The sequence below is a fragment of the Rhodanobacter sp. FW021-MT20 genome (assembly GCF_041107475.1).
Lineage (GTDB): Bacteria > Pseudomonadota > Gammaproteobacteria > Xanthomonadales > Rhodanobacteraceae > Rhodanobacter_A > Rhodanobacter_A glycinis.
Map to the genome: position 1 here is coordinate 63,063 of NZ_JBGBPX010000007.1, position 18,792 is coordinate 81,854.

The 18,792-nt window shown below is 64.0% G+C and carries 17 protein-coding genes; 8 read left to right on the top strand and 9 right to left on the bottom strand.

Annotated features, from left to right (window positions below; genetic code table 11):
• Positions 1–33: 33 nt before the first annotated feature.
• Positions 34–636 (top strand): GNAT family N-acetyltransferase, encoded by a 603-nt coding sequence (locus tag AB7849_RS09625; protein WP_008214607.1) that lies wholly within the window; start codon positions 34–36, stop codon positions 634–636.
• Here AB7849_RS09625 and moeB read toward each other — a convergent pair.
• The 8 genes from moeB to ndk form a co-directional block, all read right to left on the bottom strand.
• A complete protein-coding gene (gene moeB / locus AB7849_RS09630) occupies positions 597–1,766 on the bottom strand; it encodes a molybdopterin-synthase adenylyltransferase MoeB (protein WP_369501008.1) in 1,170 nt (389 codons plus the stop codon). The genes AB7849_RS09625 and moeB overlap by 40 nt on opposite strands.
• 128 nt (positions 1,767–1,894) lie before the next feature.
• Positions 1,895–3,295, bottom strand: a complete 1,401-nt coding sequence (der, locus tag AB7849_RS09635) for a ribosome biogenesis GTPase Der (RefSeq protein ID WP_008214605.1) — start codon at positions 3,293–3,295, stop codon at positions 1,895–1,897.
• A gap of 36 nt (positions 3,296–3,331) precedes the next feature.
• On the bottom strand, positions 3,332–4,549 hold the full coding sequence (bamB, locus tag AB7849_RS09640) for an outer membrane protein assembly factor BamB (protein WP_037101595.1): 1,218 nt from the start codon (positions 4,547–4,549) through the stop codon (positions 3,332–3,334).
• Positions 4,546–5,196: a YfgM family protein gene (locus tag AB7849_RS09645; protein WP_008214601.1), complete on the bottom strand. Its 651-nt coding sequence runs from the start codon at positions 5,194–5,196 to the stop codon at positions 4,546–4,548. The genes bamB and AB7849_RS09645 overlap by 4 nt, the downstream gene beginning before the upstream one ends.
• Positions 5,197–5,362: 166 nt before the next feature.
• Positions 5,363–6,328: a helix-turn-helix domain-containing protein gene (locus tag AB7849_RS09650; protein ID WP_081491834.1), complete on the bottom strand. Its 966-nt coding sequence runs from the start codon at positions 6,326–6,328 to the stop codon at positions 5,363–5,365.
• Between the two features lie 26 nt (positions 6,329–6,354).
• Entirely contained in the window at positions 6,355–7,131 is a 777-nt protein-coding gene (gene pilW / locus AB7849_RS09655; RefSeq protein ID WP_369501009.1) for a type IV pilus biogenesis/stability protein PilW, read from the bottom strand.
• Positions 7,121–8,275 (bottom strand): 23S rRNA (adenine(2503)-C(2))-methyltransferase RlmN, encoded by a 1,155-nt coding sequence (gene rlmN / locus AB7849_RS09660; RefSeq protein WP_092700841.1) that lies wholly within the window; start codon positions 8,273–8,275, stop codon positions 7,121–7,123. The genes pilW and rlmN overlap by 11 nt, the downstream gene beginning before the upstream one ends.
• Positions 8,276–8,277: 2 nt before the next feature.
• Positions 8,278–8,703 (bottom strand): nucleoside-diphosphate kinase, encoded by a 426-nt coding sequence (gene ndk, locus AB7849_RS09665; protein ID WP_092700839.1) that lies wholly within the window; start codon positions 8,701–8,703, stop codon positions 8,278–8,280.
• Between the two features lie 217 nt (positions 8,704–8,920).
• On the opposite strand from ndk, the gene AB7849_RS09670 reads away from it, so the two are divergent.
• The 6 genes from AB7849_RS09670 to AB7849_RS09695 all read left to right on the top strand — a co-directional run bounded on the left by AB7849_RS09670 (position 8,921) and on the right by AB7849_RS09695 (position 16,245).
• Entirely contained in the window at positions 8,921–9,556 is a 636-nt protein-coding gene (locus tag AB7849_RS09670; protein ID WP_037101613.1) for a TetR/AcrR family transcriptional regulator, read from the top strand.
• 90 nt (positions 9,557–9,646) lie between these two features.
• A complete protein-coding gene (locus tag AB7849_RS09675) occupies positions 9,647–12,037 on the top strand; it encodes a 3-hydroxyacyl-CoA dehydrogenase/enoyl-CoA hydratase family protein (protein ID WP_008214588.1) in 2,391 nt (796 codons plus the stop codon).
• A 151-nt stretch (positions 12,038–12,188) separates the two neighbouring features.
• Positions 12,189–13,394, top strand: coding sequence for an acetyl-CoA C-acyltransferase (locus AB7849_RS09680; protein WP_369501010.1), 1,206 nt, complete (start codon positions 12,189–12,191; stop codon positions 13,392–13,394).
• A 373-nt stretch (positions 13,395–13,767) separates the two neighbouring features.
• Positions 13,768–15,354: an SDR family NAD(P)-dependent oxidoreductase gene (locus AB7849_RS09685; RefSeq protein ID WP_008214584.1), complete on the top strand. Its 1,587-nt coding sequence runs from the start codon at positions 13,768–13,770 to the stop codon at positions 15,352–15,354.
• Between the two features lie 303 nt (positions 15,355–15,657).
• The gene (locus AB7849_RS09690; RefSeq protein WP_008214582.1) at positions 15,658–15,936 is read left to right on the top strand and encodes a type II toxin-antitoxin system RelE/ParE family toxin; all 279 of its coding nucleotides are present in this window, start codon (positions 15,658–15,660) and stop codon (positions 15,934–15,936) included.
• 9 nt (positions 15,937–15,945) lie between these two features.
• Complete coding sequence (locus AB7849_RS09695) at positions 15,946–16,245, top strand: HigA family addiction module antitoxin (RefSeq protein WP_008214581.1); 300 nt, start codon at positions 15,946–15,948, stop codon at positions 16,243–16,245.
• 216 nt (positions 16,246–16,461) lie between these two features.
• Here AB7849_RS09695 and AB7849_RS09700 read toward each other — a convergent pair whose 3' ends face one another.
• Positions 16,462–17,463, bottom strand: coding sequence for an MBL fold metallo-hydrolase (locus AB7849_RS09700; protein WP_369501012.1), 1,002 nt, complete (start codon positions 17,461–17,463; stop codon positions 16,462–16,464).
• Between the two features lie 311 nt (positions 17,464–17,774).
• On the opposite strand from AB7849_RS09700, the gene AB7849_RS09705 reads away from it, so the two are divergent.
• Positions 17,775–18,689, top strand: a complete 915-nt coding sequence (locus tag AB7849_RS09705) for a LysR family transcriptional regulator (protein WP_369501013.1) — start codon at positions 17,775–17,777, stop codon at positions 18,687–18,689.
• Positions 18,690–18,792: the final 103 nt, after the last annotated feature.

Here is an 18,792-nt window from a genome sequence, read left to right on the forward strand (position 1 = left end):
GCTGCCAACCACACAAACGAAAAAGGAGCGACGATGCCGGTCGAACCCATCGATCCCGGGCTGGAACTGGTCAACGGAGAATGGCTGCTTCGGCCCTGGCGCCTTTCCGACGCCGCCGCGTTGCTGGAAGCCGTGCAGGCATCCCTGCCAAGCCTTGGACGCTGGCTGGACTGGTGTCATGCCGGGTACGGCGAAAAAGAAGCCCAGGCCTGGGTGCGCGAGTGCCGGCAAGGCTGGCTCGAACAGCGGCATTTCGCGTTTGCGATCTGCGACCGGGACAGCGGTGAACTACGCGGGAGCGCCGGACTCAACCAGTTCAACCCGCAGCACCGGATCGCCAGCCTGGGTTACTGGGTCCGCCAATCGCATCAGGGCCAGGGCATTGCCTCGCGAGCGGCAGCGACGGTGGCGCGCTTCGGTTTCGAACAGCTGGCACTGGCGCGTATCGAGATCGTCGTCCTGCCCGACAACCATGCCAGCCGCAGCACCGCCGAAAAGGCCGGAGCCAAGCTGGAAGGCCTCGCCCGGCACCGGTTGTGGACGCGCAATCGAGCGACAGACGCCCTGGTCTACTCGCTGATTCCCGAGGATCTTGTTCAACCGCCGCTTGCGCAGAGTCGGGCCACATCCTCGTAACCACGGAATGCGGCATGCCTGCCGCAGCCGGGGCAATCCGGGTCGCGCGGCAAACGTGTCTCGCGAAAGCGCATGGCGAGGGCATCGAAGGACAGCAGCTGGCCCGTCAGGGGTTCGCCCAGGCCAAGGATCAGCTTCAGCGTCTCGGTGGCCTGCAGCAGACCCACGATGCCGGGCAACACGCCAAGTACGCCGGCTTCGCTGCAGTTGGGCGCATCGGCGGCGGCCGGCGGTTCGGGGAACAGGCAGCGATAGCACGGCGATGCGTCGCATCGCGGATCAAACACGCTCACCTGCCCCGTGAAGCGCTCCACGGCGCCGTACACCATGGGCAACTTCAGCCGCAGCGAAGCGGCGGCCAGCAGGTAGCGTGCAGGGAAATTGTCGGCGCCGTCGATCACCACGTCGTGACCGGCCAGCAGCCGCTCCACGTTGTCGGCACGCAGGCGTTCGTCGCGCGTATCCACCTGCACACGCGGATTCAACGCGTGCAGCGCCAGGCGCGCCGACTCGGTCTTGGCCATGCCCACGCGAGCATCGGCGTGGATGACCTGGCGATGCAGGTTGGAACGTTCGACCCGGTCATCGTCGATCAGGGTCAACCGACCCACCCCGGCTGCGGCGAGATACAACGCAGCCGGGGCACCGAGGCCACCGGCGCCCAGCAGGACGACACTCGCCGCTGCCAGTTTGGCCTGCCCGGCCTCGCCCACCTGCGGCAGGCGCAACTGGCGGGCATAGCGCTCGCTGGCGTCGGCGTCGAGCGCACCCCGCACCACCGGCAAGCCCTCGGTCTTCCAGCGCTCAAAACCGCCGGCGACCGATTGCACGTGCCGATAACCGAGTCGCTGCAGGGTTTCGGCCGCCAACAATGAACGCGTGCCACTGCCGCACAACGCGAGAATGGGACGCTCGCGATCCGCCTCAGCCTGTTCGATGCGCAATTCCAGGAAACCGCGCGACAAACCCAACGCGCCCGCGGGCGAACCGGCTGCGCGTTCGCCGTCTTCGCGCACATCGATCAGCAAGGCGCCCTGCGACTGCTGCGCCAAGGCGGCGGCAGGAGGGACTTCCTGGATGCGGCTGCGCAGCTCGGCCAGCCAGGTTTCGCTATCGGGGAGAGGAGACATGGCGGGAAGTGTAGCTTTTCTCCCGTGTTCTTCCGTCGACCTCAAAGCGGGTTTCGATGGGTGCTATCGCGAGCACCCGCCCCTCACCGCGGTCCTCTCCCCGGCGGGGAGAGGAAGCAAGCGTGCCGTTACTTGCGCTTTTTCATCTCGCGGATCATGCGCTGGCGCTTGCGCTGCTGGGCTTCGGTCAGCACGTTCTTCTTGCCGGCGTACGGATTCTCGCCTTCGCGGAATTCGATGCGGATCGGCGTGCCTTCCAGCTTGTAGCGCTTGCGGAAGAAGTTCTCGAGGTAGCGACGATACGCCGGCGCGATGTGCTTGGTGCGGCTGCCGTGGATCACCACGGTGGGCGGGTTGCTGCCGCCGGGATGGGCAAAGCGCAGCTTCGGCGCATGGCCGCGCACCAGCGGCGGCTGGTAGCTCTCGTAGGCCTTTTCCAGCGTGCGGGTCAGGTCGGACGAGTTCAGTTCTTTCGTGGCCGAGGCATGTGCCCGCATCACGGCACGCATCAGCTCACGCAGGCCGGAGCCATGCAGCGCGGAGATGTACACCTGCTTGGCCCAGTCGACGAACACCAGTCGACGATCCAGCGCACGTTGGCACTGCTCGCGCTGGTAGGCGTCCAGGCCGTCCCACTTGTTGACCGCAATGACCAGCGCCCGCCCCTCTTCCATGGCATGGCCGATCAGGGTGAGATCCTGGTCGGCCAGGTTTTCGCGGGCGTCGATCATGATCACCACCACCTGCGCGGCAGCGATGGATTGCAACGTCTTGATGACGCTGAATTTCTCCACCGCTTCCTCGACGCGGGCCTTGCGGCGTACGCCGGCCGTGTCGATCAGGGTGTAACGCTTGCCGTCGCGTTCCAGCGGCACGCGGATCGGATCGCGGGTGGTGCCGGCCACGTCGGAGACGATCAGGCGATCCTCGCCCAGCAGGCGATTGATCAGGGTGGACTTGCCCGCGTTCGGACGGCCGACAATGGCCACGCGAATGCTGCCGTCCTCGACCTGCTCTTCCGCCTCGTCCGGCTCGGCCGGCAGCAACGGCAACAGCATGTCGACCAGGTCTTCGGTGCCACGGTTGTGCGCAGCGGACAGCGGCAAGGTGGCCGCAATGCCGAACACGGCGAACTCGGCCAGCGCGGTCTCTTCGTCCAGTCCATCGGTCTTGTTGACCGCGGCGATGATCGGCTTGCCGCTGCGACGCAGCTCGTCGAGGATGGTGCGATCCTGCGGCAGCAGGCCATCGCGCGCATCGACCACGAACACCAGTACCTGGGCTTCCTCGATGGCCAGGCGCACCTGGCGTGCGGTCAGGCCATCGAGACCGTCATCGATACCGGACAAGCCGCCGGTGTCGACCACCACGAAGGGACGTTCCTCGTTCGTGCGGCAGATGCCGTAGTGGCGATCGCGGGTGACGCCCGGCATATCGGCCACCAGGGCGTCACGGCTGCGCGTCAGTACATTGAAAAGGGTCGATTTACCGACATTGGGGCGACCGACCAGAGCGACGACGGGCAGCATGGGGAGGCATGTTTCCTTGAATCAGCGCGGCAGCGATCAGTGGCCGCCGAGACGGTAGGCGCCAATATGGCCCTCCACGTCCTCGACGTACACCACATCACCCACCACCACCGGCTGGGCACGAATCGCCACCTTCCGCGACAGGCGTTCGCGCGCGGCCAGCGCACCGTCGCCGGTCTGCAGCCAGTGCACGTAACCGTACATGTCACCGACCACCACGTAGTCGCCCTGCACCGCCGGGCCGCTGAGCCAGCGATAACGCAGCTTGCTGTTCTTCCACATGTCGCTGCCGCTGCTCTTGTCGAACGCCCACACCTGCGAGGAATCGTCGACGCCATAGACGGCGCTGCCGTTCACCGCCAGCGAGGTGTAGCTGGAGAACGGGTGCGACCACATCGGGCGACCGCTGGGGCCGTCCACTGCGAGCAGGTTGCCGTGATAGGCGGCGGCATAGAGCGTGCTGCCATCGAGCAGGATGCTGCCGTCGGCATCATCGAGGCGGTCGATGTCGGTACGACCCTCGCCACTGGCCAGCGGCTGTTCCCACAGCTTTTCGCCATTGTCTTCACGCAGGGCGACCAGCTTGCCGTTGTCGCTGCCGAAGAACACCACGCCATTGGCCGCCAGAATCGGGCCATTGCCACGCAGGCTGAGGCTGGGCACGGTGCCTTGGTCATAGACCCAGCGACGCTCGCCGGTGGCGCTGTCCAGGCCGTACAGGTTGCCGTCCTGGGTGCGCACGATGACCAGGCCATTCGAGATCACCGGCGAATCGATCACTTCGGACGTCAGTGCGGCGGTCCAGCGCGGCTTGCCATCCTTCGCATCGAAGCCGTAGACGTGGCCGTCGAGCGTGCCGATCACCAGCAGGTCACCGGCCACCGCCGGACCACCGGAGTAGAAGGAATCCTTGCGCTTCTTGTCACCCCAGCCGAACCAGCCGTGCTGGCGCGAATGCTCGGACCACAGCTTCTTGCCGCTGGTGGCGTCGATCGCGGCAATGGTGCCGTCGGTGCTGGCCGCGTAGAGCACGCCGTCGACCACGGTCGGACGCATGCGGATACCGCTTTCGCCCGCGCCCTTGCCAACCCGGTCCTTCCACAGGCGGGTGACCTGCACGGTGGGCGTGAAATGCTTGGCCAGCGGCGTCGGCGGCTGGATGTTTTCCTTCTTGAAGGAATGGCAGCCTGCCAGCGCCACAAGGGAAGCCGTCAAAGCGACCGCGCATGCCCGTTTCGTGAATCCTGCTTTCATGCACCCTGCTTTCCGGCCACGGCCAGATCGTCGATTTTCATTTGCAGGTCACCGCCCTGCAGCTCGGATTTGCCCAAGGCGGCCTCGGCGGCCTGGTATGCCTTGCGCGCGTCATCAGGACGCTTGAGCTTGACCAGCGCATCGCCGCGTAGTTCCTCGACAAGGCCCGGATAATCATTCGCGGAAATCTGCCCGAGCGTGGTGATGGCCTGCTGGGCGTTGCCCTGCGCCAGCTGCACGCGCGCGATCCGCAAGTTGACCAGCGCCTTCAGCGCAGGCGATTTGGCGTGTTGCTGCGCCCAGTCCAGCGATACCAGCGCCTTGTCCAGGTGCTTGGCACGCACGTCGTCCACGGCGCGATCGCTCACCGCGAACAGTGCGTACGGGCTGTCGGCATAGTCCTTCATCAACTGCGTGATCAGCGCATTGGCCTGGTCGGTCTGGCCCGCGGCCTGCGCGGTGCGCAGGTTCACGTAAAGCTGCGAAGCGGCGGCCTGATGGTTGACCTGGTGCTTGCGCCACTGCTGCCAGCCGAAAATCGCCACCAGGCCAATCACGATGCCGACCACGATCGACAAGCCGTTCTGGCGCAGCCACTGCTGTACGCGTTCGCCCTGTTCGTAGTCGTCGTATGCGTCAAATGCCATGCAATCACCGTGTGGGGGAATACGCCCGGAGGCGCTGTTGTAAGCCGTCCCGACGATCAGCCACGGCCGCAGTCGGGATCATCCGCCCAACCATGGGGCGGAGAATGGGCAAGCATAACCGATTGCACCGGCCGCGCGGGCCGATGCGGGCATTCGATATCGCCGTTCAGACGCCGGCGGGTGCAGCCTTGCCATCCTGGATGGCCACGCGGAAGTGCGCGACGTTGGCGTGGCGGTAATCGCCAAGCGCCACCGGCTGCCCGTCAATGCTGACCTTGGCGCCGGCGGCGTTGCCGATGCGCACGTTCAGCGGCTCGTTGCTGCGGTACGTCTTGACGGTTCCGGCGGGGAGCAGACTGTATTCCAGCCGGTCACCATCGGTATTGGTCACTTCGACCCAGCTGTTGTTGTCCAGCGTCAGCACCAGCGAATGGTCGCCGCTCCCAACGGCCGTGGCGGCCGGCGGTGCCGGAGTCGCTGCCGTGTCACCGCCCAGGTTGGGCACCGGCATCATCGAGGCCATCAAGGGCTGGTCGACCTGCGGCGGCTCCACCGTGGGCAGCGGCAAGGTTGCTGCAAGCGCATGGCCGGATTTCTGCACGGGAGACGCGGCGTCCTGCTGCGCGACCGGAGCGGAATCCAGCGGTGCCAGGCGGCTCATGTCGCTGCTCAGCGTGCCATGCACGCCCAGCCAGATGGTGGGCACGGCAATCACCACCGTCAGCACCACGTAGGTGGCCGCGGTGGCATAGCGCTCAAGCAGGTAGCGGGAATGCGAAATGCCGCCGGTCACCACCAGCTCGGGGCTGGCCTGCACCGAATCGCTGCGCTTGATGCGCGCGATCTCGGCGTCGATCTCGGCGTCGTCGACGCCCAGGTGACGACCGTATTTGCGGATGTATCCGGTCAGATAGACCTGGTAATCGATACCCTGGCGGTCATCGCTTTCAATCTGGCGCAGCACGCGCACCGGCAGGTGCATGGCGTGGCCGCAACTCTCCAGATCGAGGCCCCTGGCCTCGCGGGCGGCGCGCAAGCGACTGCCGAAACCGGGTGCGGAGTCGGTCAGGTCGATGGCAGGCTGCTGCCCCCCGGCAGCATCAAGGGTCGGGTCGGGGACTCCAGACGTCATATCCCCCGGGTGGGACGGCTGAACATTCATGGCTTTGCGTTGGTATTGAGGGCCTGCGCCTGTTCCGAATCAGGAAACTGGTTTTGCAGACGCTTGTTGTAGTTGCGAGCGGCATCCGTGTCACCCAGCCGAAGTTCAATCTCATAACCCAGCTTGAGCGACGCCGGGGTAGCTTTCCCCAATGCCTCGTAGCGCTGCAGGAAAGCGCTGGCATGGAAGGGATCGTTGTTCAGGTACATCACGTTGGCGAGCTGGTAAAGCGCCTCGTCATTGTTGCCGTTGATGGCGATGGCATGCCGGAAACTGGCTTCGGCGCCAACACGATCATTCATGTGCATGCGGCAGATGCCGTCGTTCGTCCAGGCCACGTCAGGCGTGGCATAGAACGGATCGGCGACGGCCCGCTGGAAATAGGTGAGCGCCTCGGCCGATTTGCCGATACGGCACAGGAACGCCCCGAGGTTGTTGTTCGGCGCGCCCTTCTTCGGCTCCAACTGCTCGGCCTTGCGATAGTTCACTTCGGCGTCGGGCAGATCGTGGATGCGCTCGTAGATCACCGCGATCACGGTATGTGCGGGCGCGTAGTTGTCGTCGAATTGCAACGCCAGCTTGAGCTTGCCCAGCGCGGACTGCAGATCACCGAGCTGCATGTAGTGCTGGCCCAGCTCGGTGTGGATGCGCGCAGCGTCCTCTGCGCTCTGCGACTTGCTGGTCTTCGGCAGGCTTTCGCCGCTGTGGGTCGTGACACAACCGCCGAGAAGGGCGCAAAAGCCCACTCCCAGCAAAATACGTTCAAGCCGCATGGATGCCCCCCTCTTCCAGTCGCTTGCGGAACGCTGCCTGGCGACGCGTCCGGTCCAGCACCTGCCCCTTCAACTGGCCGCAGGCCGCGTCGATGTCGTCGCCGCGGGTCCGTCGCAGCATGGTCAGCACCCCGGCGTTGAGCAGCAACGTCTGGAATGCATGGATGGCCTGCGCGTCCGAACGCTCGTAGCGAGTGCCCGGGAACGGGTTGAACGGAATCAGGTTCACCTTGCACGTGGGCAGCTTGCGCATGAACTTGATCAGCTGGCGCGCATGCTCCGGCTGGTCGTTGATGCCCTTCATCAAGGTGTATTCGAAGGTGATCGAGGTACGCGGCTTGCGCGCGACCCAGCGCTGGCAGGCAGCGGTCAATTCGGCCAGCGGGTAGCGCTTGTTCAGCGGCACCAGCTCGGTGCGCAGCTCATCGTTGGCCGCATGCAGCGACACGGCCAGCGAGACGTCGATGGTTTCCGACAGCTTGTCGATCATCGGCACCAGGCCAGCGGTGGACAGCGTGACGCGCTTGGACGCCAGGCCGAAGCCCAGGTCGTCGCGCATCAGGCTCATCGCCGTGGTCACGTTGTCGAAGTTCAGCAGCGGCTCGCCCATGCCCATCATCACCACGTTGGTGATGCGACGGTTCTGGTGGGTGATGTTGCCGAGCTGCTTCGCCGCCACCCACATCTGGCCGATCACCTCGGAGGGCGCCAGGTTGCGGTTGAAGCCCTGCGTGCCGGTCGAGCAGAAGGTGCAAGCCAGTGCGCAGCCGATCTGCGAAGACACGCACAACGTGCCGCGCGTGGGCTCGGGAATGTAGACCGCCTCGACCGCGTTGCCGCGATCCATGCCCAGCAGCCACTTGTGCGTGCCGTCGGTGGCCACTTTTTCCAGCAGCGTCTTCGGCGGACCGACGTAGCACGAGGCCTCGAGCTTGGCGCGCAGCGCCTTGCCCACGTCGGTCATCTTCTCGAAGTCGTCTTCCAGGTGGTGGTAGATCCACTTCATCACCTGCTCAGCGCGATACGGCTTCTCGCCGATCTGCGTGAAGAAATCACGCAGGCCTTCGCGATCGAAGTCCAGCAGGTTGACCTTGTCCGCCGGAGCGGTCGGGTCGGATGTCGTGGCGGCTACCTGGTTCACCATGCTTACCTGGACGCGATCTCGGTCTCGGCGAAGTAGTACGCGATCTCGACGCGCGCCGTCTCGGCGGCATCGGAACCGTGCACTGCATTGGCGTCGATGGAATCGGCGAAGTCGGCGCGGATCGTGCCCGGCGCGGCTTCCTTCGGATTGGTGGCACCCATCAGCTCGCGATGCTTCGCCACGGCGTTCTCGCCTTCCAGCACCTGGATCATCACCGGGCCGGAGATCATGAATTCAACCAGCGCCTTGAAGAACGGGCGCTCGCTGTGCACGGCGTAAAAGCCTTCGGCTTCCGCGCGCGACAACTGCTTCTGCTTGGCGGCCACGATCTTCAGACCGGACTTCTCGAAACGAGCGTAAATTTCGCCGATCACGTTCTTGGCAACGGCGTCGGGCTTGATGATGGAAAGGGTGCGCTCCAGCGCCATGGGAATCTGCTCCGGGAGAAGGTTCGTCAGGAATGTGAAGAATCGGTCGAGATGTCCGATTGTGAGCTAAAACCGACACGAAATACGGATTTAGCTCACGAAAGTTTGACAGATTCTAACTCAGAAGCAAGTCACAAGCCCTTCTTAACAAACGTTCGTTTGACTCGCGGGAAGCCCCGCGCGTATGCTCAAACGATCGTTTGATTCGATGCCGACCATGCCCACGACGGGAACGCCTCCGAACAGCACCGCCTCGACCAAGGATCGCATCCTCGCGGCCGCCGAAACCCTGTTTGCACAACGCGGTTTCGATGGTGCGTCGTTGCGTCAGCTGACCGCCGCCGCAGGGGTCAATCTGGCGGCCGTGAACTACCACTTCGGCTCCAAGGAAAAGCTGGTCGACGAGGTGTTTCGCCGCCGTCTGGACGCCCTGAACCAAGGCCGACTGGCCGCATTGGCGACCGTTGCCGGCCGCGACAGCACCACCCTGGAAGACGTGCTCGAGGCGTATATCCGCCCCGCGCTGGAGCTGACCCACGACGACAACGGCGCCTTGTTCATGCGCGTACTGGCGCGCGCCTTCGCCGAGCACGACGACCATCTGCGCCAGTTCCTGTCGGAGAACTACGGCCACGTGATGCGCCAGTTCACCGCCGAATTCACCCACTTGCTGCCGCACCTGAGTCGCGCCGAGCTGTACTGGCGCATCGACCTGGTCACTGGCGCGCTGACCCACGCCATGTCCGGCTTCGGCATGATCCAGCGCAAGGGGGACGTCAGTGCCACCGCGCATCGCGAGCAAACCGTCGCCCATCTCGTCCGCTTCGCGGCAGCAGGCCTCAGTTCCCCATGAATTGACCCCGGATCTTTCACCGGCGGGTAACCGCCGCCCCTGTTCCATACCCGTTTTGCCCTACGTGTCCGCCTCACTTTGGAGAAGCCAATGACCGCTGCATCCTCCTCACCCAACCCGGCACTGCGCATTCGCAAGGCCGCCGTGCTGGGCGCCGGCGTCATGGGCGCGCAGATTGCCGCCCACCTGACCAATGCCGGTGTCGAAACCGTGCTGTTCGACCTGCCCGCGAAAGAAGGCCCCAAGAGCGGCATTGCGCTCAAGGCCATCGCCAACCTCAAGAAGCTTTCCCCTGCCCCGCTGGCCGACCAGACTCTGGCCAACGCGATCATCCCGGCCAACTACGACGACGATCTCGACCATCTGAAGGATGTCGACCTGGTCATCGAAGCCATCGCCGAACGGATGGACTGGAAGCTCGACCTGTACAAGAAGATCGCCGGCCATCTGTCGAAGACGGCCGTGATCGCTTCAAATACCTCGGGCCTGTCGATCACCAAGCTCGCCGAGGCGCTGCCGGAAGAAATGCGCCACCGCTTCTGCGGCGTGCACTTCTTCAACCCGCCGCGCTACATGCACCTGGTCGAGCTGATTCCGACCAAGCTCACCGACAAGAAGGTGCTGGACGGCCTCGAAGCCTTCCTGGTCACCACCGTCGGCAAGGGCGTGGTGATTGCCAAGGACACCCCGAACTTCATCGGCAACCGCATCGGCGTGTTCTCGATGCTGTCGGCGATGCATCACACCGACCAGTTCAAGCTGGGCTTCGACACCGTCGATGCGCTGACCGGCCCGGCACTGGGTCGGCCCAAGAGTGCCACCTATCGCACCGCCGACGTGGTCGGCCTGGACACCATGGCCCACGTCATCAAGACCATGGCCGACACCCTGCCCGACGATCCGTGGCACAAGTATTTCAAGGCGCCGGTGTGGCTGCAGGGCCTGATCGACAAGGGCGCGCTGGGCCAGAAGACCGGCGGCGGGTTCTACAAGAAAGTCGGTAAAGACATTGTTGTACTGGATGTGGCCAAGCAGGATTTCCGTCCGTCGGAACAGAAGCCGTCCGATGAAGTGGCCGCCATCCTGGCGATCAAGGATCCGGCCGAGAAGTTCGGCAAGCTGCGCGCCTCCAGCGACCCGCAGGCGCAGTTCCTGTGGGCCAGCTTCCGCGACCTGTTCCATTACAGCGCCTACCACCTGGCCGACATCGCCGACACCGCGCGCGATGTCGACTTCGCGATCCGCTGGGGTTACGGCTGGAAGCTGGGGCCGTTCGAGACCTGGCAGGCCGCCGGCTGGCAGCAGATTGCCGCGTGGATCAACGAAGACATCAAGGCCGGCAAGGCGATGAGCGACGCACCCCTGCCCGCCTGGGTCACCGACGGTCGCAAGGGCGTGCACGGCAAGGACGGTTCGTACTCGGCCAGCGCCAACGCCGACAAGCCGCGTTCGCAGCATCCGGTGTATCAGCGCCAGCTGTTCCCCGATCCGATCCTGGGCGAGAAATTCGATACCGGCACTACGGTGTGGGAGAACGATGGCGTGCGCCTGTGGACGCTCGGCGACGACGGCATTGGCATCCTTTCGTTCAAGACCAAGATGCATACGGTCAACGACCACGTGCTCGATGGCATCCAGCACGCCATCGGCGTGGCCGAGGAAAAGCTCAAGGCCGTGGTGATCTGGCAGACCAGCGAACCGTTCTCCGCCGGTGCGGACCTGAAGGGCGCGCTGGGCCTGCTGAAGGAAGGCAAGTTCGACGACTTCGAGCACATGGTCGCCAACTTCCAGCGCACCAGCATGCGCATCAAGCACTCGCTGGTGCCGGTGGTCTCCGCCGTGCGCGGCCTGGCGCTGGGCGGCGGTTGCGAATTCCAGATGCACTCGGCGCGCACCGTGGCCGCACTGGAAAGCTATATCGGCCTGGTCGAGGCTGGCGTCGGTCTGCTGCCGGCCGGTGGCGGCCTGCATGAGCTGGCCGTGCGCGCGGCGCATTCCAACCCGTCCGATCCGTTCGAGGCGCTGAAGAAAGTGTTCGAGACGGTGGCCATGGCAAAGGTCTCGCCCAGCGCGATGGAAGCGAAGAACATGGGCTTGCTGCGCGACAGCGACGTGGTCGTGTTCAACGCCTACGAGCTGCTCTACGTCGCCAAGCAGGTGGCCAACGCGCTGGCCGAGTCCGGCTATCGCCCGCCGTTGTACCAGCGTGCCATTCCGGTCGCCGGCGACGTCGGCACCGCCACCTTCAAGGCCTCGCTGGCCAACCTGCAAGCCGGCTACTTCGCCTCGCCGCATGACGTGGAAATTGCCACCCGCATCGCCGACACCCTGTGCGGCGGCGTGATCGAACGCGGCTCCACGGTGGACGAGGAATGGCTGCTGGCACTGGAGCGCAAGCACTTCGTGGAACTGGCCAAGATGGAAAAAACCCAGGCCCGCATCGCCCACACCATGACCACCGGCAAGCCACTCAGGAACTGACCGCAGCCCTCCACACCGTCATCCCAGCGAAAGCTGGGATCCAGTGACTTCAGACTCACACCCAAGACACTGGATTCCAGCTTTCGCTGGAATGACGATCAAAAACCAAGACGCGTCGCCGCGAATCGCGCGACGCAACGGAGCAAGAACCATGACCAAGCAAGTGCAAGACGCCTACATCGTCGCCGCCACCCGCACCCCGGTCGGCAAAGCGCCACGCGGCGTGTTCCGCAATACCCGTCCGGACGACATGCTCGCCCACGTGATCCGCGCCGTGATGGCACAGGCGCCGGGCATCGATCCGCACCGCATCGGTGACGTCATCATCGGCTGCGCCATGCCCGAGGCCGAGCAAGGCATGAACGTGGCGCGCATCGGCGCGCTGCTGGCCGGTCTGCCCGACACCGTGCCCGGCGTCACCGTCAACCGCTTCTGCTCGTCCGGCCTGCAGTCGGTGGCAATGGCCGCCGACCGCATTCGCCTCGGCGAAGACGACCTGATGATCGCTGGCGGCACCGAGAGCATGAGCATGGTGCCGATGATGGGCCACAAGATCGCGATGAACCCCGCGATTTTCACCGACGAGAACATCGGCATCGCCTACGGCATGGGCATCACCGCCGAAAACGTGGCCAAGCAGTGGAAGGTCAGCCGCGAGCAGCAGGATGCGTTCTCGGTGGAAAGCCACCGCCGCGCGCTGGCCGCCCAGGCCGCCGGCGAGTTCGACGACGAGATCAGCCCGTTCGCACTGGACGATCACTACCCGAACTTGGCCACCCGCAAGATCATCACCGACAGCCGTACCATCAGCACCGATGAAGGTCCGCGTGCCGGCACCACGATGGAAGTGCTGGCCAAGCTGAAAACCGTGTTCCGCAACGGCCAGTTCGGCGGCACCGTTACCGCCGGCAACTCCAGCCAGATGTCCGATGGCGCCGGCGCCGTGCTGCTGGCCAGCGAAAAAGCGATCAAGGAATATAACCTGCAGCCGCTGGCCCGCTTCGTCGGCTTCTCCGTCGCCGGCGTGCCGCCCGAGGTGATGGGCATCGGCCCGAAGGAAGCGATTCCCAAGGCACTCAAGCAGACCGGTATCAGCCAGGATCAACTGGACTGGATCGAACTCAACGAAGCATTCGCCGCGCAGTCGCTGGCCGTCATCCACGACCTCGGCCTGGACACAGCCAAGGTCAACCCGCTGGGCGGCGCCATCGCGCTCGGTCATCCACTCGGCGCCACCGGCGCGGTGCGCATCGCCACGCTGGTGCACGGCATGCGTCGCAGGAAGCAGAAGTACGGCATGGTGACCATGTGCATCGGCACCGGCATGGGCGCGGCAGGCGTGTTCGAAGCGCTCTGAGCCACGCCACTCCAGCAAAACAGAACGGCGCCGTTGCGAAACGGCGCCGTTCTTGTATGGAAACATCGAAAAGCCTCCCTCACCTCGGCGAAGGCTGGAGCCCGGCGCCTTCAACGCATTGAAATGCAAAAGCACGGGATGACCAGACACCCGCCTGTTGAAAAGCACCTCGCTGGAATGACGAACAAAACAGGGTTATTCGAGGCGTCCGCATGCGCTGTCGAACGGACGCGCAGACTTCGACGCACGGGCAGCAGGAAGGCCGAAATACCCGCTGCAAGGCCAGAACAGGCAGAATAAGCGGTTAACTACATGTGATGCGCCTGTTCCGGCATCTCACATCGCTCTGCCCAACTCGATACAGATCATGCTTATGAACACCACCACGCCACTGTCTGGTGACACGGTCACCGATGACGCGGACACCGCATTGCTACAACGTGTGCGCGCCGCCGCGGAACTGCTGGAATCGTTCGCCGCCGATCGACAATCGCTGGACCGGCTGCCCGCGGATGACCGCCAGCGCCTGCACCGAGCTGTGGCGCAGGCCTATCACCCCGATCCTGGCGCGCGTCGGATCAAGATGAAGGCAGCCGAGAAAGCGCGGCATGCGCTGAAGATCCAGGCCGAGGATGCCGTGCTCAATCAGACCGGCATCCGCGAGCTGCGCCGCCGACCGGTGTTCACCACGCCGAATGTGCATGCCCCGCTGGGCTTCGAAGCGCACGACATCGCGCCGGATGCCGATGCCGCGCAACCGCGTGAATCGATCGAGCCCAAGCACTGCTACGTGTGCAAGCAGAAGTATTCGACGATCCACTTTTTCTACGACCAACTGTGCCCCACCTGTGCGGCATTCAACTACGCCAAGCGCACCGAGCTGGTCGATCTGCACGGTCGCGTCGCGCTGCTGACTGGTGGGCGCGTGAAGATCGGCTACCAGGCCGGCCTGAAATTGCTGCGCGCTGGCGCGGAACTGATCGTCACCACGCGTTTCCCGCGCGATTCGGCGGCTCGCTATGCCGAGGAACCGGACTTCGGCGAATGGGGCCATCGCCTGCAGATCTATGGACTCGACCTGCGCCACACGCCGAGCGTGGAAGCGTTCTGCCAGGAACTGGTGGCCACCCGGCCTCGGCTGGACTTCATCATCAACAACGCCTGCCAGACCGTGCGCCGCCCGCCAGACTTCTACGCGCACATGATGGAAGGCGAGACCGCGGCGTTGCACGACATGCCCGGGCACGTGCGCCAACTGGTCGGTCACTACGAAGGCCTGCGCGGCTCGAACATCCTGCCCGAAGCGGGTGCCTCGGCGAACCTGCTGGCCAGCCGCACATCAGAGCTGCCCGGCCTGACCCACGCTGCCGAACTGTCCCAGATGCCGCTGCTGCCAGAGGAACTGCTGGCGCAAAGTCATCTGTTCCCCGAAGGCAAGCTCGACCAGGATCTGCAGCAGATCGACCTGCGCCAGCGCAACTCGTGGCGACTGCTGATGGCTGAGGTGCCATCGGTGGAATTGCTCGAAGTGCAACTGGTGAACGCGATCGCACCTTTCATCATCAACGCGCGCCTGAAGCCGCTGATGCTGCGCACGCCCGAACGCGACAAGCACATCGTCAACGTGTCGGCGATGGAAGGCCAGTTCTACCGGAACTTCAAGACCACCCGGCATCCACATACCAACATGGCCAAGGCCGCGTTGAACATGATGACGCGCACCTCCGCCACCGATTACCACAACGACGGCATCCACATGAACAGCGTCGACACCGGCTGGGTGACCGACGAGGATCCCGCCGAGCTGGCCGCGAGGAAAGTGCTGGAAGAACGCTTCCACCCGCCACTGGACATCGTCGATGGCGCCGCGCGCATCGTCGACCCGATCATCAGCGGCATCAACACCGGCGAACACGTGTGGGGCAAGTTCCTGAAGGATTACCAGCCAACCGACTGGTAAGGCTTCTGCATCGTCATCCCGGCGCAGGCCGGAGGTCCCCTTCAACAGCCAAAGGGCTGGTCATCCAGTAGCGATCACGCCTGCTCAGGCCACACAGTCACTGGATTCCGGCCTGCGCCGGAATGACGAGCAAAGGCCTGATTTCGATGCGTGTGCGCGTTACACATAATTTCGAGTGTTCAAACCGCGCATCCAGTAACTTGAAACAACAACGGCGTCGCAACCATGCGGCGCCGTTTTCATTGGGCCTACTTCCACCTCCCAACGCTTTACGTATTACGCTAGACGTAATATGATCGATTCATGGTTCGGAGCTTCCGCTGCAAGGACACGCAGGCGTTGTTCGAAGGCGGTGACCCGCGACGGTTCCGCGCCATCAAGGATGCTGCCATACGCAAGCTGTCCCAACTCGATGCCGCGCACACGCTGGAGTTTCTGCGTTCGCCACCGGGCAACCAGCTCGAAGCCCTCAAGCATGATCGCACTGGCCAGTACAGCATCCGCATCAATAGGCAATGGCGTGTGTGCTTTGTGTGGACGACCAGTGGGCCGGAAAGCGTCGAAATCGTGGATTATCACTGAGAGGGTCTTATGAAACTCCCCGTCAACCGCATGCGTCCCGTGCATCCCGGCGAAATTCTGCGCGAGGATTACCTTGTGCCGCTCGACATGAGCGCCCATGCATTGGCCGTCGCCCTGAGCGTGCCAGCCACACGCATCCACGAAATCGTCAATGAGCGCCGCGGTATCAGCGCCGACACTGCCGAGCGTCTGGCGCGCTACTTCAGCGGCGATGCACTGTCATGGCTGAACCTGCAGGCGACCTACGATCTCAAGACACTCGCCACGCGCAAGGAGATCCTGCGCCGGGTAGAGCCTCGCGCTGCCTGACAAGGTCATCTCGGCTTGATTGTCCGTACCCGCCACTCTCCTGATTCACCATGGCGCAGCAGGCATCTTCGAAACGTTCCGATCTACCTCACCGTCATGCCAGCGCAAGCTGGCATCCAGTGACTTCTGCGAGAACAAACAACGGCGCCATATCGCTACGGCGCCGTTGCTGTTTCCACGCATTCGTCCTGCCTCACGGCAAGCGCGTGTGCCGCATCACTTCCCCGCGCGGTTGCGGTAATCCACCGGCACGAATGTCCAGCCAACCGCCGCCTTGCGGATATGTCCAAGGCCCGGAAAAGGCAGGTGCGCGGCAGCGATCAACTCGCGCTTGCCGGCCAGGTTCGCGAACTGCTTGATGCGTTGCGCGGCCGCCCCGCTCTGGTTGAAATCGAAGCTGGTGGTGATGCCGGGTTGCGGGAACTGCACCGCTTCGGAATTGACCAAGTCGCCCACGAATTCGATCGAATGTCCCTGGCTTTGCACCAAGTAGAAACTGTGGCCCGGCGTGTGCCCCGGCGTGGGGATGGCTTCGATGCCGGGGAGGATTTGTGTCACGCCGCTGAACGGCTTCAGCTTGCCGGCCTTCGCATACGGCCCCAAGGTCAGCACCGCTTCGTGGAAATACGACTTGTCGTAGCCATCCACGCCATTCTGGTGGGCCGGGTCCATGAACAGGTCCACGTCCGGCTTGCCCACGAACACCGTCGCGTTGGGAAACACCCGCTGCCCGTCGTGAACCAGGCCGCCACTGTGGTCCGGATGGATATGGGTGATCAGCACATCGTCGATGCGTGCCGGGTCATAGCCGGCGGCTTTCAGGTTGGCGACCAGCTTGCCGCCGGCGCCGGGGCCGAACAGGTCACCCGCACCGGTATCCACCAGGATCAGCCGCGTGCCCGTGTCGATCAGGAAGCCGTTGATCGACGATTCCACCGGATTGGTGAGGAACGACCGATGCAGCAGCTTGTCGACCACGCCCTTCGGCGCATCCTTCATTAGTGCATGCAGATCCAGCGGCACGGTGCCGTCGGAAAGCGCCACGATCTCGAAATTGCCCACGCGGTAAGGATAGAAATCCGGCATCGGCACGGTGGCCGCAACTGCGGTGCTGGCTGACGCGGCATAAGCAGGGACGACGGGTGCGAAGGTACCGCCGATGGCGGCCGACAGCGTTAGCACGGCAGCAAGAACGAGATGTTGCTTGGAGGTATTCATGAGCATGTTCCGATAGATGGCAGAAGGAGAGCCTCGAAAAACCGCTTTTCCCGTCATTCCTGCAAAAGCAGAAACCCAGTGCTTTTGCCTTCAAGAGCGCAGGAAGGCGCTGGACCCCAGCGTTCGCCGGGATGACGGCAGTTTTCGAAACCCTGATGGAGTACGGAGCCCACCACAGCGCGTCATGAAGGAATGACATTGGTGCCGTGGGGGTGTGTCCCACTACGCTGCGGTCTGCTCCGACATCGAAACGATAGGCGCGCCATCGGCCTCAGCGTGAGTCGGCATTCCCTATACGAGGTATCACCCGCGTGGATATCAAGCGTTCCGACCTGCCCCTGCTGATCTCGCTGGACGCCATGCTGGACACGCTCAACGTCACCCGCGCGGCCCGCCGCCTGAATATCAGCCAGCCGGCGCTATCCGGGCAGCTGAGCCGCCTGCGCGAGCTGTTCGATGACCCGCTGCTGGTGCCCTCCGAACAAGGCCGCGGCATGGTGCCCACGCCGCGCGCACTGGAACTCCAACCACGACTCAGCCAGGCGCTGAGCAGCTTGCGCAGCGCGGTAAACACCCAATCCGGATTCGATCCGGCCACCGCGCAACGCACCTTTGTGGTCGCCAGCAACGACAGCATCTTCACCATCATCGGCGTTACCGCGCTCAGCACCATGCTGGCGCAGCAAGCCCCGGGCCTGCGCATCAGCTTCGTGGCGCCGCCGCGCGAAGGCCTCACCGCACGCATGGAGCGTGGCGAGATCGATCTCTACATCGGCGCCTCCGAAAAAGTGCCCGAAGCACTGAAAGCGCGCTTTCTGCTGCGCGACGGCTTCAGCATGGCGCAGGGAAAACACCACCCGCGCGGCAAGGGCCACGCCAGCCTCGACGACTACTGCGGCCTGCGCCACATCATGGTGTCGCAGAACGGCGACTTCAGCAGCTCCGTCGACGACACGCTGGCCGCGCTGTCGAAAACGCGCAAAGTGGTGGTCACCGTCTCCAGCTACAACCAGGTCGCCCTGGTGCTCTCCGACAGCGACTGCATCGCTACCCTACCCAGCCGATTGCTACAGAAATACACCACCCTGCTCGACATCCTGCCCCTGCCGTTTGCGATGGAACCCTTCGAAATCGCCATGGCCTGGCATCCGAGTGCGCAGCATGATGCGAGGCATCAGTGGTTGAGGGAGAGGTTTGCGGAAGTGGCGGTGGAGGGAGCATCCTAGCCCCGTTCATGCTGTTTCTGGACTCCATCTCAACGTAAGAGACAGCCACAGATGAATATGGAGTCGTCCACACGACTATAAGCGCCGCTGGACAGGCGCTTAC

What these genes read in the sequence shown, in the direction of transcription:
- AB7849_RS09625 (WP_008214607.1), top strand. Translation starts at nt 34, where the DNA reads ATGCCGGTCGAACCCATCGATCCCGGGCTGGAACTGGTCAACGGAGAA.
- moeB (WP_369501008.1), bottom strand. Translation starts at nt 1,766, where the DNA reads ATGTCTCCTCTCCCCGATAGCGAAACCTGGCTGGCCGAGCTGCGCAGC.
- der (WP_008214605.1), bottom strand. Translation starts at nt 3,295, where the DNA reads ATGCTGCCCGTCGTCGCTCTGGTCGGTCGCCCCAATGTCGGTAAATCG.
- bamB (WP_037101595.1), bottom strand. Translation starts at nt 4,549, where the DNA reads ATGAAAGCAGGATTCACGAAACGGGCATGCGCGGTCGCTTTGACGGCT.
- AB7849_RS09645 (WP_008214601.1), bottom strand. Translation starts at nt 5,196, where the DNA reads ATGGCATTTGACGCATACGACGACTACGAACAGGGCGAACGCGTACAG.
- AB7849_RS09650 (WP_081491834.1), bottom strand. Translation starts at nt 6,328, where the DNA reads ATGACGTCTGGAGTCCCCGACCCGACCCTTGATGCTGCCGGGGGGCAG.
- pilW (WP_369501009.1), bottom strand. Translation starts at nt 7,131, where the DNA reads ATGCGGCTTGAACGTATTTTGCTGGGAGTGGGCTTTTGCGCCCTTCTC.
- rlmN (WP_092700841.1), bottom strand. Translation starts at nt 8,275, where the DNA reads ATGGTGAACCAGGTAGCCGCCACGACATCCGACCCGACCGCTCCGGCG.
- ndk (WP_092700839.1), bottom strand. Translation starts at nt 8,703, where the DNA reads ATGGCGCTGGAGCGCACCCTTTCCATCATCAAGCCCGACGCCGTTGCC.
- AB7849_RS09670 (WP_037101613.1), top strand. Translation starts at nt 8,921, where the DNA reads ATGCCCACGACGGGAACGCCTCCGAACAGCACCGCCTCGACCAAGGAT.
- AB7849_RS09675 (WP_008214588.1), top strand. Translation starts at nt 9,647, where the DNA reads ATGACCGCTGCATCCTCCTCACCCAACCCGGCACTGCGCATTCGCAAG.
- AB7849_RS09680 (WP_369501010.1), top strand. Translation starts at nt 12,189, where the DNA reads ATGACCAAGCAAGTGCAAGACGCCTACATCGTCGCCGCCACCCGCACC.
- AB7849_RS09685 (WP_008214584.1), top strand. Translation starts at nt 13,768, where the DNA reads ATGAACACCACCACGCCACTGTCTGGTGACACGGTCACCGATGACGCG.
- AB7849_RS09690 (WP_008214582.1), top strand. Translation starts at nt 15,658, where the DNA reads ATGGTTCGGAGCTTCCGCTGCAAGGACACGCAGGCGTTGTTCGAAGGC.
- AB7849_RS09695 (WP_008214581.1), top strand. Translation starts at nt 15,946, where the DNA reads ATGAAACTCCCCGTCAACCGCATGCGTCCCGTGCATCCCGGCGAAATT.
- AB7849_RS09700 (WP_369501012.1), bottom strand. Translation starts at nt 17,463, where the DNA reads ATGAATACCTCCAAGCAACATCTCGTTCTTGCTGCCGTGCTAACGCTG.